The organism is Clostridium sp. USBA 49 (assembly GCF_900167505.1).
Taxonomy (GTDB): Bacteria; Bacillota; Clostridia; order Clostridiales; family Clostridiaceae; genus Clostridium_AT; species Clostridium_AT prolinivorans.
This window is the reverse complement of the sequence record NZ_FUYD01000007.1, coordinates 76730-90435: the sequence shown is the minus strand read 5'-3', so window position 1 is coordinate 90435 and position 13706 is coordinate 76730. Positions and strand designations below refer to the sequence as shown.

General features: G+C 31.9%; 7 protein-coding genes. All 7 read right to left on the bottom strand.

Translation table 11 applies throughout. The annotated features are described in order from the left end of the window. Positions 1-930: 930 nt before the first annotated feature. The 7 genes from B5D11_RS08320 to B5D11_RS08290 all read right to left on the bottom strand — a co-directional run bounded on the left by B5D11_RS08320 (position 931) and on the right by B5D11_RS08290 (position 13706). Positions 931-1572 carry a class II aldolase/adducin family protein gene (locus tag B5D11_RS08320; protein WP_078682576.1) on the bottom strand — a complete coding sequence of 214 codons (642 nt, stop codon included), beginning with the start codon at positions 1570-1572 and terminating at the stop codon, positions 931-933. A gap of 82 nt (positions 1573-1654) precedes the next feature. Continuing rightward, complete coding sequence (locus B5D11_RS08315; RefSeq protein ID WP_078682575.1) at positions 1655-5128, bottom strand: glycoside hydrolase family 38 N-terminal domain-containing protein; 3474 nt, start codon at positions 5126-5128, stop codon at positions 1655-1657. A gap of 14 nt (positions 5129-5142) precedes the next feature. After that, positions 5143-6792, bottom strand: coding sequence for an ROK family protein (locus B5D11_RS13035; RefSeq protein WP_347476851.1), 1650 nt, complete (start codon positions 6790-6792; stop codon positions 5143-5145). 69 nt (positions 6793-6861) lie between these two features. Further along, complete coding sequence (locus B5D11_RS08305; protein ID WP_078682574.1) at positions 6862-9975, bottom strand: alpha-mannosidase; 3114 nt, start codon at positions 9973-9975, stop codon at positions 6862-6864. Positions 9976-10002: 27 nt separating this feature from the next. Further along, entirely contained in the window at positions 10003-11316 is a 1314-nt protein-coding gene (locus B5D11_RS08300) for a four-carbon acid sugar kinase family protein (RefSeq protein ID WP_143327690.1), read from the bottom strand. Between the two features lie 23 nt (positions 11317-11339). After that, a complete protein-coding gene (locus tag B5D11_RS08295; RefSeq protein WP_078682572.1) occupies positions 11340-12230 on the bottom strand; it encodes a class II fructose-bisphosphate aldolase in 891 nt (296 codons plus the stop codon). 3 nt (positions 12231-12233) lie between these two features. Beyond that, positions 12234-13706 carry an FGGY-family carbohydrate kinase gene (locus tag B5D11_RS08290; RefSeq protein ID WP_078682571.1) on the bottom strand — a complete coding sequence of 491 codons (1473 nt, stop codon included), beginning with the start codon at positions 13704-13706 and terminating at the stop codon, positions 12234-12236.

Genomic DNA, 13706 nt, shown 5'->3' with positions numbered 1-13706 from the left:
AGATTTTATAAATAGACTTGTATTATTTAAATATGGAAATATGTTAGATTTTGTACAACATTTTTGCTATCTGTTGAAATCTTAGAACTGCGTAAATAAAAAGCTCACAATAAAATGAACAAAAATAATTTTAATTTAATTTTCTATATACTATTGTGATTCCTTCTTCCTCTTGCATCTCCCTCTGCATAATGAAAATTAATTATACTTCCTACACTTAAGTTCTAAAGTTCTATGTAATTGAATTGTTCAAAATAAAACTTTTAACTTTTTCCTTCTCTAATCTGAAGAAAATCAAGTTCTTTAATATTTCCTAAATACCATTTATTATCATATGCGTAAAAGTCACAAGAATATTAGCCCTCAATCAGCTTACATAACAAATTAGCATATACATCTTCCGCTTATACCGCAAACTTCTAGCTGATTGCCTAAAAGCATATATTAAATTATCAAAATCTCTTATATTTATTCCTTTTCCTTGTATAACGTCTTTATACTTTTTAAAAAATTTTATAAAATTCTATAGTATTTAATATTTCTTTATTATTTATTATTTTAGCATTGATATTTAATGTCATAAAAATGGAAAATTACAGGTCAACAGTATTCAACCTTAAAATCTAAAACCTTGCCAGTTACATTTACTTAATAGCTGGTTCTCTTTTCTACAAAATTCATATATAAAGTATTTATATATGAATTTTGTTAGTATATTTCTGTTTCAAATATAGTATCATTGTAAAATTCTATTATGAACACTTCTATATGAAAGCTTCTATTGTCTATATCAGGAGTCATCTTAACTCTATGAATTTTGTCTATAGCATCAAGTCATACTGTTTGCTATATACCTGTAGTTCTTGTGTGTCATCATCCAAAGTTCTTTTTCAAACTGTAGTCTTGTATATTCGTTTCTTAACATAAATACTATCTTTCTTTCTCTTTTAATACTTGTTTTAAGTAAACTACTTTTTCCTGAGCTATTTCCTTTGCTTCTCCTAAAAACTTTGAAAAAATTATAGTCTTTGCTACATTCTCCAAAGCTTCCATTTTGTTAAAGGCATCGAATAAATCTTTTCCATAAGTAACTACGCCATGATTCTCCATTAATATTACTTCAGAGTTTTTAACTACATTTTCTATTGATTTTGGAACTTCATCTGTAGAAGGTGTACCATAAGGAGCACTAGATATATTCTTAAGTATTACTAGTGTTTCTACAAGATAACTTTCCTTAATAGGCTCATGTGCTAGAGCAAAAGCTGTAGCATAAGGCGGATGAGTATGAATTACAGAACTAATATCTTCTCTTTCAGAATATATCTTTAAATGAAGCTTTATTTCAGAAGAACATTTATGAATTCCTTCTATAACTTTTCCTTCATTATCTACCACAACAAGCATATCTTCTGTTAAGTAACCTTTATTAACTTTTGTAGGTGTAGTTAGTATTCTATTTTCATCTATTTTAATACTTATGTTTCCATCAGCAGCACTTACTAAGTTTTTGTCATATAACATTCTGCAAATATCAACTAGCTCTTTTTTATATTCTTTCAATGTCTTCATGATCTCTCTCTTCCTTTTCAATACATTTATTAATTATGATTTTATATTAATAAAACTAATATAAAATCATGTTTCGTATTTTTTATAAAATTATTCTTATACTTGAAAGTGACCAAGGTTCTACCTCTACCTTTAACCTTCCATCACTTTCAACTGATATCTCTTCAATATTTCTTTCTAAAAGATCGGTTTTATAGGCTTTCTTAATTTTCTTGCCAGTAAATCTAATTTCAGCTATTTCTTTTCTGCCTGAAATTTCTTGAAGTCTTATTATAAAACCTTCCTCGTAATTAGCTTTCTTTATAGTAGAAACTACAACTTTATCAGAACCTATTTGAGCAAGTGTAGTTCCTATTTCATTTGTATAAGGAGCTTTTGTTTCACGGAAATCCTGATAACTCATTCTTTGTACATAAATTGGCTGTCTGCTTTCCCAGCCTAGCTTATACGCTTTTTCCAAAGCTATTTCTTTATCACTTGTTATGCTGTATCTAAATATAAAAGTTCCACCTTGACAACCCTTATAATTTGTATTCCAGTAGTTGTTAAGTACATAAGAGAATATCCTACTACCTGAAAGATTAAGCTCTTTGGGCCATCTTCCAAGTACAACCTCATTAACAGTAAATAAAGGAATATCTGGAGAAGTTATATGTATCTCTCCCTCTTTACCTTTTATCATAATACCTGTTTGAAGAGGTAACCACTCCTTGCATGCTCCTGGAAGTTCATCCTTAGCCCAATTGACCCATCCAAGCTGTGAATCTGATAATACTTCAGGCTGTGATAAATTAAATGGAAAAGCTACATAAACAGCTTCCTTATTTAGATTTTCTTCTTTCGTATAAACATAGTTTAAATCTATTTTCTTAGTTTTATTGTTGAGTATGCATTCTATTTGAAGCTCTCCTTTAACTACTTCACCTTTAATCTTGATGCTAGTTCCATGAGCAAATTCTTCTATCTCATAAGAATTTAGATTAAAGTCTTCTATAAGCTCTGGAGCTTCATCGCTTAACTCATAGTGATTTCCAGTAAGCTTAGTTCCTTCTCCGCCCTTAGCATAGATGAATTTCCCAAGACCATACTGATCCTTTAGGTCTACAAGCTGATTGTTTGTAGCTTTGTCTATTAAGCTTTCTATGCAGCCTTTTTCAATATCAAAAACTAACTTGTAATACTGATTTTCAATTGTAATCTTATTATTATCAAGTACATAGTTTTTGCTCTCTTTTTGCTCTACTTTAGCTGGCTTTAAAATATATCTTCTATAGCTTAGACCTGGAAGCTTTTCTACCCAAAGCTCAACTGTAGCCTGAGTTTTTAATTCCACTATCTTTCTTATTGGTATCTCTTCACCAGTTTCTGAATCATATACTTTTTCATTTTTAGCTATTTCAACTCTTACAGCACCGCTTGCTTCCCAGCTGTGAGGATTGTATAAAACAACTTCACGGCCTTTGTTATTCCAGCTTAAACTGTGTCTTGTAGCTGCACTTAATAAAAGTCTCTTAGCCCACATTAAGCTATTTTTAGCCATGTGTTCTTTTACTTCCCATGAATCCTGTTGAAGCCAGGTTTCTTCTTCTATTCCGGCTAAATGAGATCCCCAAGTATGTTCGTCGAATAAAAGAACTTCTCTCCAAGCATTTTTAAAGTCTTCTAATGGATAACTCCAGTTTTCATTATGAATAACTGCTAAGGATTCCAATCTTTCTGCTGCTGTAAGGATAGCTTGAGCATCTCTAACCTGCCTTGAAGCTGTAGCTGTTGAACCACAGCCATCTTCCCAGTAAGCACCGCTATCTCCCTTTACAGTTTTTAAAAAATCCTTAAAATTCCCCTCTACATACTTAAAGAACTCACTTCCATCGCTGTTTATAAGCTGTGGATACTCATAGGTTCTATTCCATTCCTTAACAAACTCATGAGGTTGAGGATCAATATCTGTATTGTCTGCTTCCATTCCGTAAAGAAGAACCGCATCTGGAACGTAATCTTCTCTTTCGTATTCATCTAGCCACATATTTAAACCTGTTGAAGCTGAATATAATACTGGTGGGCTTCCGCAAACTTTTCTCAGCTCGCAATACATCTTAGAAAGCCAAACTAATATTTTCCCTCCATTAGTTCCTTCCCAATAAAAAGGTGAAATCTTATGAAGTCCTCCATTTAATCTGAAAGGTCCTCTGTCCTGGTTGTTGGCATGGATTAAATATTTAACTCCCATACCTTCTAGTATTGCAGGTGCAGAACCTGTAATAGAAGCTACATCAACCACTGACATATAATCAGGACTTTTTCCTACTTCACGAAGCACTTCTTCACTTAATTCCCCGTTTCTAATTAAGTCTTCAAGAGAAGCAAACTGAGTTAAAAGATCTACATAATTGCTTGGTACGCTTATATTCTTTTCTTTAATTTCTCTTAAGAGCTCTTGTCTTTTTTTTTCACTTCTAGTTTTTAAGAAATTTTCTATCACCCAAGAACAATCCAAGTTATAAGCGAATTTATTTTCAATACCTTCTTCTCTATCCTTATTTATAATTTCAAGAGCTTTATCAATGTTTCTGTTTAATCTTTCTGCTACTTCCCACTGACGATGAGTATATCCAATGTCCGTATGAGTATGAGGAGTTAAATAAACTTTCCACTTTTTCTTTCTCTTAAATTTCCCTCTTTCTTCTATAGCTTCTCCATTTATTTGTCCAGTAAGTAAGTATTCAACTTTACCTTCTCCATCAAACACATCAAAGTCAAGCTTATAGTGTCCTAATGCTGTTTCTGAAATTTCAAAGTCTGCCTTTTCTTCTCTGTTTCCTTCTTTTAGAGTAAGAGTTAGATTTCCACCATTAACTTTCTTATTAAACTGTAGATAAAAAGAACATTTTTCAACTAATTCTCCATTTATATTCTTTTTATATATTACTGTTGGAACTACCACTGCTGAATTTAAAGTACTATTTATTTCTTCTTGTATTTTTGAAAAAGCTAAATATTGATAGTTGAATCCTGCAGGATTAGCCATTCTGTCTAAACGCTTAATCTTTTCTATATTGTCTGTTTTTAGTACTTCTCCTTTATCACGACTAGTTAATATAATTGTATTTTTTCCCTTTTTTAAATATTCAGAAGGTATAACAATCTTTACACTTCCTTCAGAATAAATTGAAGTATGAAGTCCTGCTGATATTTTTATTTTATTAGAATTAGATGGATGAGGAAGTAAGTATGCATTTCCTACTACACCATTAACGTTAACTTCTAAATAAGGAAGTCTAGGAGAAATCATTAGAAAGTCTATTCTAAGTTCATAGTTTTGAGCAGGTTCTTCTCCTAAAGAAAAATTTATCACGTATGGATGAAGTCTGTAGCCTGCATCTGGATCTGCCTCATTTGCATGAAATAATGGCCACTTTTCTTCCTCATCTAAGGTATTCTTCTTCTCGTCTACATTCCAAACTACATCTTTTACACTATTAGGATTTCTAAAATTATTTGCAAAATAGTGTAAATCTCCTTCAGGCACACCTATAGCCCATAATACTTTAGACATATCATATCCTCCTATTATTCAAAGAATTCTTCTTCTAGCATACAGCATAATGCATGATATACGGGCAAATGAATTTCTTGTATGTCTGGAGTAATCCTAGCTGGAACTTTAATAGTTACGTCGCAAATCTCAGCCAATTTCCCCCCATCCTCTCCTGTAAGTCCTATAGTTTTAAGTCCTTTAGCTTTAGCAACAACTACTGCATTAACTATATTTACTGAATTCCCAGAAGTGCTTAGTCCTATTAGCACATCTCCTTTTACACCATAACCATAAACCTGTTGAGCAAATATCATATCTGGAGCAACATCGTTTAAGAAAGCTGTAGATAAAGCAGCATGCTGAGTTAATGCTATAGCTGGAAGCGCTCCTTGAAGATGAGAAGCTATATGTTTACCTCTTTCTTCTCCTATTATGCTTTTTATTACTTCATGTTCTTCTTTACCTATTAATCTTTGCTTCATAAAGCCCTTCATTAACTCGCCTATTATATGTTCTGAATCTGCAGCACTTCCTCCATTTCCACAAGCTAAAAGCTTTCCGTTATTTCTATAAGACTCTGCAGTTATTTCATAAGCTTTTAAAATATCTTCTCTTACAGTTTCAAGTAGTGGGTATCTTTCTATAAGTCTATTTAAATGTGTCAAAACTTTTTCACTTACTGGTTTATTTCCTTCTAAATTAATCTCCGCTCCATAAGCTGCTACCATAATGCTAGCTAAATCTCCAACCTTTTCTCCTAAAGCCGCAGGTACTACTTTGCAGTTTCTTCTTGATATCTCTAAAGCTTCCTTTTCAATAATTTCTTCAGTCTTAGCTCTTAAAAGATCTTCTCTTCTTGCAAAAATACTTCCAATAACTATAAGCTCTGGATTTAAAATATCTATAAAAACAGCAAGTGCTTTCCCAAGCTTTTGGGCTACTTCTTCATAAATACCTATTGCGTATTTATCTCCATTAGCTGCATAGTTACCTACTATTTTTGCATTTAGATTCTCTATATCTGTTTCTGTCTTACACCAAGAAAGTTTTATACCCTTTTGAATAAGCTCTCTTGCTCTCATTTGAGCAAGTCTTCCTATCCCTCCACCGCTGCAGAAACCCTCAAAAGAACCTTTTTTCCCGTAACCTTCTGGTCCTTCTTCTTCTAAACGTATATGACCTACTTCACCGGCCATATCATTTATACCTGAATAAAGCTTTCCATCTATAATTAGTCCAGCTCCCATACCTGTACCCATAGTTAAAAACATCATATTAGAGCAGCCTTTTCCTGCCCCAAGTTTCCACTCTGCTAAAGCACAAGCATTAGCATCATTTTGCAGATAGCTAGGAATCCCAAATTTTTTTTGAATTATCTCTACAATAGGAACATTATCCCATCCTGGTAAGTTAGGTGGAGACATTATAATACCTTTTTTACTATCTAAAGGCCCTCCACAGCTGATTCCTATAGCAGCTATAAATTTTTTATCTATATTATTTTTTACTAGAATTTCATTTATAGAATCAATCAATCTTTCAATTGTATATTTACAACCTTTTCCTGTTTCTGTATCAAATTTTAATTTATCTAAAATTTCTATGCCATTTTGTACACTAGCTAACAATACAGCACATTTTGTACCGCCTATATCTAAACCTATAACATATTGATTGCTCATAATGAATACAATACCTCCTTCTTAAAATTCAAGCTAAGCAACATTAGGCTGCTCAGCTTATAAAATTAATTATTCAAAATCTACCATTAGGCATTTTAATTCAAAAGGAGTAAATTTCAGATTAATTTTATTACCTTCAAAATCAACTAAAGTTCTATTATTTTCCATCATATCACACATATAAGCCTCTTTGATATTCTTATTAAATTTAATCTCTCCTTCTGTAGTTCCATTTCCATACTCATACATTCTTATTATTGTATGGTTACTGTCCTCAGCTTTTTTCACAGTTTCAATTATTACATCAGGTATATTATTTTCTATGAATGAGTCTTCACTTTGAAGTTCTCCAGTAGTACTTTCTACATAAACTACAGGCATATCATAATTTAAACTGTATCCAGCTTGAACAGTTCCACCTTCAAACCAATCTCCCTTATGTGGGTATAAACTATAAGTAAAGCTATGATGACACTTATCTGCAAATGGATCTGGCTCAATAGCAGATTTTAATAAAGTTAGTTCTATTACATTATTTTTGATACTGTGACCATACTTGCAATCATTTAATAAACTTACTCCATAGTTTCTTTCTGAAAGATCTACCCACTTTTGTGCTGGAACTTCAAACTGTGCGTAATCCCAAGGAGTATTATTGTGAGTAGTTCTTTCAATGCTACCAAATTGAATTTCATAAGTAGCTTTTGTAGAACGTACATCTACGTGGAAAGCGGTTTTAAGCAATGTCTGCTTTTCTTTCCAATCAATTTCAGTTTCAAAGTCAATTCTTGGAGTATTATTGTATAAATGTACATACTGAACTATATCTGAGTTTACATACTTCCAAACAAGCTTCAATGTACCTCTTTCTGAACCTTGTTCTACTACTTCTGCAGAAATTAAGTTATCTACAACATACTCCTTATCCTTATAGTAAATATCAATATCCCAAGCATCAAAGTTAAATGGTTTATCTTCATAAGCACTTAATACATTCCCAAGCTTACCTTTTGCAATCACTTCTTTATTGTTTTTCTTGTCAAATATGGAAACTATTTGTCCTTTATCATTTAGATATATCTTAAAAAATTTATTTTCCATCATGGTTTTATCAACTGATACATTAATTGCCAAGATGTTAGCATTCTTTCTAACTACTCTTATTGTCTTATATCCATAAGATGGTATATTCTTAGCAAAAATCATATAGTATTCATGTCCATTCTTTTGGATAGTCTGTGATGAAAGCACTTTATCTCCATCCATGAATTCAGCCTCATAACCTATAGAAGCTTTTTCTATATATATATAATCATTTCTTTTCCAAGATAAAGTATTAAATATCACTAAGCTTGGACCATCTGTTTTAACTTTGGAAGCCAAATTCCTTAATACTTCAGCTTTTAATCTACTACATGTACTTAATACTTCTTTATACTGAGCGTCGCTATCTTCATAAACTTCAGTTATTGAAGATCCTGGTATAATATCATGGAACTGATTTAAAAGTACAAGTTCCCATGCATTGTTTATTAATTCTTGTGGATAATTAACATTATTATCTACTGTTTTTGCAAAGCTGTTTAATGTTTCCACGTCATGTAATAATATTTCAGACTGCCTATTATATTTCTTTGTTTTAGCTTGAGAAGTAAAAGTTCCCCTATGAACTTCAAGATAAAGTTCTCCATCCCAAGTATCTAAGTGCTTGTTATTCTTAACTTGTTCCTCTAATCTCTTAAAGAAATCTTCAGCTTTTCCCATCTTAGCCTTTGGCACTACTGGCATATATTCAGTAATATATATATTTTCAATCATATCTCTTGTAGTTCCGCCACCACCGTCTCCATGTCCAAAGGAAATAAGTATATCTTTGCTATTAATATCTTTATGTCTGTAACTTTCCCAAACTCTCTTGAATTTACGAGGATTTATATCCCCATTGTAAGTGTATCCCCAATCATCCGGATTCATAGAATTTTCTGGCATTGTCATAAAATGTGTTAAAACTTCACTTCCATCTAATCCTCTCCATTTGAAAGTATCATATGGTGGTCTGTTAAATTGATTCCAGCTTATCTTTGTAGTTAAGAAATAATCAATACCACTCTTTTTCATAATTTGAGGAAGGTTTCCGCTAAAACCAAAGGCATCTGGAAGCCAAACTAATTTGTTATCTACACCAAATTCCTTTTTAAAGAATCTAGTTCCAAATAGTAATTGTCTAACCAACGATTCTCCTGAAGTTACATTGGAATCTGCTTCTACCCACATGCCTCCTGTAGCTTCCCATCTTCCTTCTGCCACTCTCTCTTTAATTCTTTCATATATTTCCGGATAATCCTCTTTTATGTACTTATATAATTGAGGCTGAGATTGTATAAAATAATAATCTGGATACTGGTTCATTAAGTTTAGTACTGTAGAGAAAGTTCTCGATACCTTTTCTCTTGTATGCCATAACTGCCAATACCAAGCTACATCAATATGAGAATGACCAACGCAAGTTATTTCAGGTCTTTTGCTTCTTCCAGAAGCTTCTTTTAACTCTGATTTTATAAAATCTAAAGCTTTGTAAATTGAATTATAGAAATTCTCTGAACCTTCTTCTCGCCAATCAATAATATTTAAGGTATTATCTATTATTGAAAGAATAACGTCTCTTATATAATCATCTTTTGGAAGTATTTGTGCTGATTGAAGAGCCATCTTCATAGTAAGATATAAATTTTCTGTTTTTTCATCTATAGTAACTAAATCAGCATATAAGAATTTATTTGTATAATCTCTTCTTCCACTAAAAGCCTTTATGTTAACCTCTAATTCTCCATCTTTTAATAAATCTTTTGGAATAACTATTTCTCTATGATTTTTATCACAACCTTGAACAGCTACACCATTTACATAAACTAAAGACTCTGGATTTACATCTGGAACCTTATAGTCTGAAAGTTCTAGATAAAGTGCAACTTTCTTGTTTTTATAGCTTTCTGGCAAAATAATTTTAGGAGACTTAAACCAACCTATTACATTTTTACCTCCCCAAATGAATCCTCTATAAGTTTTTTTGTACTCTTCAGAATCATTTTCTTTATACATAAGACCTAAAGCCATTTTTTGTTTATATATAAACTTAAATATTTCTTCTAGTCTTCTTTCCGTTTTCTTTTCAACGAAAAACATTTACTCATCTCCTTCTTGCCGCATTTATTATTTACATAATCTTTCTTCTAAACATTTTAGATTATCTATAGCTTTCTTCAAAAACTCTTTAGTTCCGAAACTTCCTGACTTTAATACCATAAGGAGTCTTCCCATAGAATTGTAGCCAAACATATTGGGAAGCCCTGGCTCAATTTCTTCTATAATTCTCATTTTTTCTATATTAAGTCCTTCACTTACTGCCTCTGAAGTATCTCCACCAGCTACAACTATCTTTCTAAAACCTGTTCTTTCATACACTTCCTTAACTATAGCTGTAAGGGCAGATGATATTTTTTTCCCAATTTCATTATCCTTTAAGCCAAGATTATATCCAATTTCTTTGGTCTTTTTAACTATCACTCTGTCATTTGAAGTATGTATAAGAATATCTCTTCCTTTACTTACAACTTCAATTGCTTTAGCTACAATTTCGTTTATGCATCTAGCATAACCTTCTTCAGCATATATACTTAAAGTATCAAATTCTATAGTTTCAACACCGATTTCTTTAAGATAATTTACTTGTAATAAAGTTTGAGGTGTTAAACTCCCTGCTAGTACCAGTACTCCATTTTTATCTAAGCTTTTATATACTCCATCTTCAAACTTAAGTTCTTTAACATTTCCAAATGCCTTTGGAAGTTCTTCTGCTATTGCAGAGCTTCCGCAAAGATTTAACTCTCCAGCTGCAGCTTTAGCTATAATTTTTAAGTCTTCCTGTTCAGTTACATCTAAGATAATATAAGAAAAATCCTTTTTCATTTTTTCTATATGACTTTTAAGTATTTCTTCTCCTTGCTTAACAATATTATAATTAATAATTCCAACTGTCTTCTCTGTTTGAGATTCTAAAATTTTAACTACATTTGATTCTTTCATAGGATGTATTGGGTCATTGGCAAACTGAGAATTTTCTAAAAGCACTCCATTTACATAATGAAGTCCATTTTTAGTAACTCTACCATTAGCAGGAAAGCCAAGGATCACAATAGACTTGTCTATTCCTAAGGCTTCTTGCATTGCATCAAATTCTACTCCTATATTCCCTCTAAACACTGAACATGTTTTGTTAAAATACATATCACATGGTATTTTCATTAAGCTTTTGGTAGAATTATATACTTTTTCTGCCGCCACTTTTGGTTCATCAAGTCTACTGTCTGTGTCAATAATTATTACATCCACATCCTCAACTTTTTTAAATTCCATATTTTCATGGTACCTATAAACTTCTGTTACAAGTCCATTTTTGGCAAACATTATACCTATATCATTTCCACCTGTGATATCATCTGCTACCACACCTATTAATTTTTTCAACCTCTTCACCGCCTCTATATAGTCTATATAAAGTCCGCTCCTTTATTTGCACTACCAAGAGATTCTTGTATCTTCTTCTTAACTTCTTGCTTTACCGCCATACCAGCCTTTTCTAAAGCTTCTGCCTCTAATTTCCAAACTTCTTTATTTAATATCCTGCTTTCTAAACCTAAGCTATTCTGAAAAACTAATTCTAAATCAGTAGCAATATTAATCTTACTTACTCCACCTCTGGGTATATTTATTGCCTTTTTTATAGTTTCTGATGGAAGAGATGAACCACCATGAAGAACTAAAGGTGTATTTGTAAGATTTCTTATCTCTTGCAACCTTTCAAAGTCTACTTTAGGATCCTTAACCTTGTACACTCCATGAGCTGTACCTATAGAAACAGCTAAAGCGTCAACTCCTGTTTCTTCTACGAATCTCTTTGCTTCTTCTGGTATAGTATAAAATTCATCATCACTATCAGTTTCTAACTTATCTGTAGCTCCAATTCTTCCAAGCTCTGCTTCTACAACAACACCTTTTTTATGTGCGTACTCCACAACTTTCTTAGTTATTTTAATATTTTCTTCAAGCTCCTTATCTGAAGCATCTATCATAACAGAAGTAAATCCTGCATCAATTGCTTCTTTTATTACGTTTATATCTTTAGTATGGTCTAAGTGTAATCCTGCAGCTATATTAAACTGGTCTTTAAGTTTATAAAAAGCTTCTGCAAATTCAATTGCACTTACTTCAAACCATCTAAATTCATTTGCTGACATTTGAACTATAACAGGTGAATTCATCTCTTCCGCTGCCATAAGTACATATTTTATAAGATAAGTATTTCTTGGAGAGAATGAACCTACTCCATAACCTTTAGATTGTGCTATAGGAAGCATTTTATTTAATCCCATAAGTTTCATAAATCATACCTCACATTCTATTGCTTCTTCTATATTTTTAAATGTAGTCTTATATCTTTCATAACCCTTTTTATAAAGTAAAACTAACTCATTATTTGGGGTTAACTCTTGCTTTATTGTACTATTGTTTTTTATATTTGTTATTGCCTTTACTCCTATGCCTGCTAATACAGCAGCACCAACGGCCGATGCTTCATCAATTGAGGAACAAAGTATTTTCTTGTTAAATATATTAGACTTAATTTTCATCCAAGTTGAGTTCTTTGTACTTCCTCCAACCGCTTTTATCTTATTAATTTTATTTCCATTAAGGCTTTCTAAAGTTTCTAGTACTAATTTGCCTTCATAGGAAATTCCCTCATATACTGCTTTTATTAAATCTGAAACATCTGTATCAATAGACAATCCAATAAAAGCTCCTCTTTTTAAAGGGTCTACATGAGGGGTCCCACTTCCACTTAAGTAAGGCATATATATTACTTTTGAAAGTTTATCAATTTTCTTTCCATTATCAAAGAAGCTGTAAGGAATTTCCCTATCAATAGATATAAGTTTTCTTAGCCATTCAATGGACCCTCCTGATGCTGGAGTACTTGTCATCCAGTAATACCCCCCATATGGAAAGCAGCCTTGATTAACCCCTAATTTATAAAATTCTTTAGTTAAAATAGGTTTTTTTTCCTTCCCAACAAATACTTCTGAGGTTCCCATGGAATCTAACACTTCATTTTCATCATTTATTCCTAATGCCATAGCTGCACATATATGATCATGAGCACCAGTAACTACTGCCACATTTCTTGGTATTCCAATTTCATCAGCTATTTCTTTAAGTAAACTCCCTACAACTGTTCCAGATTCCATAACACTTGGCAGAATGTCCTTATTCCCTATATACCCTAATAAATCACTATCCCATGTTTTTCCTTTTAAATCGTACATCATAGTTCTACATGCTAACGTACTGTCTGTAACTATTTCACCACTTAATTTAAAAATTATATAATCTCCTACAGATAACCAATGATTTGTTTTATAGTATATCTCCTTCTCATTTTCCCTTAACCACATCAGCCTAGCTATGCTGTGCTTTGGATGAGGAATAAGTCCTGTCTTTTTATATATTTCATATCCACCAAAATCATTTTTAAGTTTGTCCATTTGTTCCTTTGCTCTCATATCATTCCAAGGAATTATTGGATATAGTGGCTCTTTATCTTTGTTTAAAGGTAATCCTGCTTCAGCCATGCTAGAAACTGAAATTGCTTTTATTTCAAGAGTATTTACGTTTTTTACTACTCCTTTAATGCATTTTAATGCAATTTTCCATAAATCCTCTGCCAAATAAACTTGACCTTTCCCCTGTATATTAATTGTATTGTTATCCTCTATATGAATAGATTTAAGATCTAAATTTTCATCTATAATAACTGCTTTAATATGAGTAGTTCCTATATCTAAGCCTAATAAAAGCAT

Excerpts from the sequence above, each read along its gene's own strand:
- B5D11_RS08320 (WP_078682576.1), bottom strand. The coding sequence starts at position 1,572 with ATGAAGACATTGAAAGAATATAAAAAAGAGCTAGTTGATATTTGCAGA.
- B5D11_RS08315 (WP_078682575.1), bottom strand. The coding sequence starts at position 5,128 with ATGTCTAAAGTATTATGGGCTATAGGTGTGCCTGAAGGAGATTTACAC.
- B5D11_RS13035 (WP_347476851.1), bottom strand. The coding sequence starts at position 6,792 with ATGAGCAATCAATATGTTATAGGTTTAGATATAGGCGGTACAAAATGT.
- B5D11_RS08305 (WP_078682574.1), bottom strand. The coding sequence starts at position 9,975 with ATGTTTTTCGTTGAAAAGAAAACGGAAAGAAGACTAGAAGAAATATTT.
- B5D11_RS08295 (WP_078682572.1), bottom strand. The coding sequence starts at position 12,230 with ATGAAACTTATGGGATTAAATAAAATGCTTCCTATAGCACAATCTAAA.
- B5D11_RS08290 (WP_078682571.1), bottom strand. The coding sequence starts at position 13,706 with ATGCTTTTATTAGGCTTAGATATAGGAACTACTCATATTAAAGCAGTT.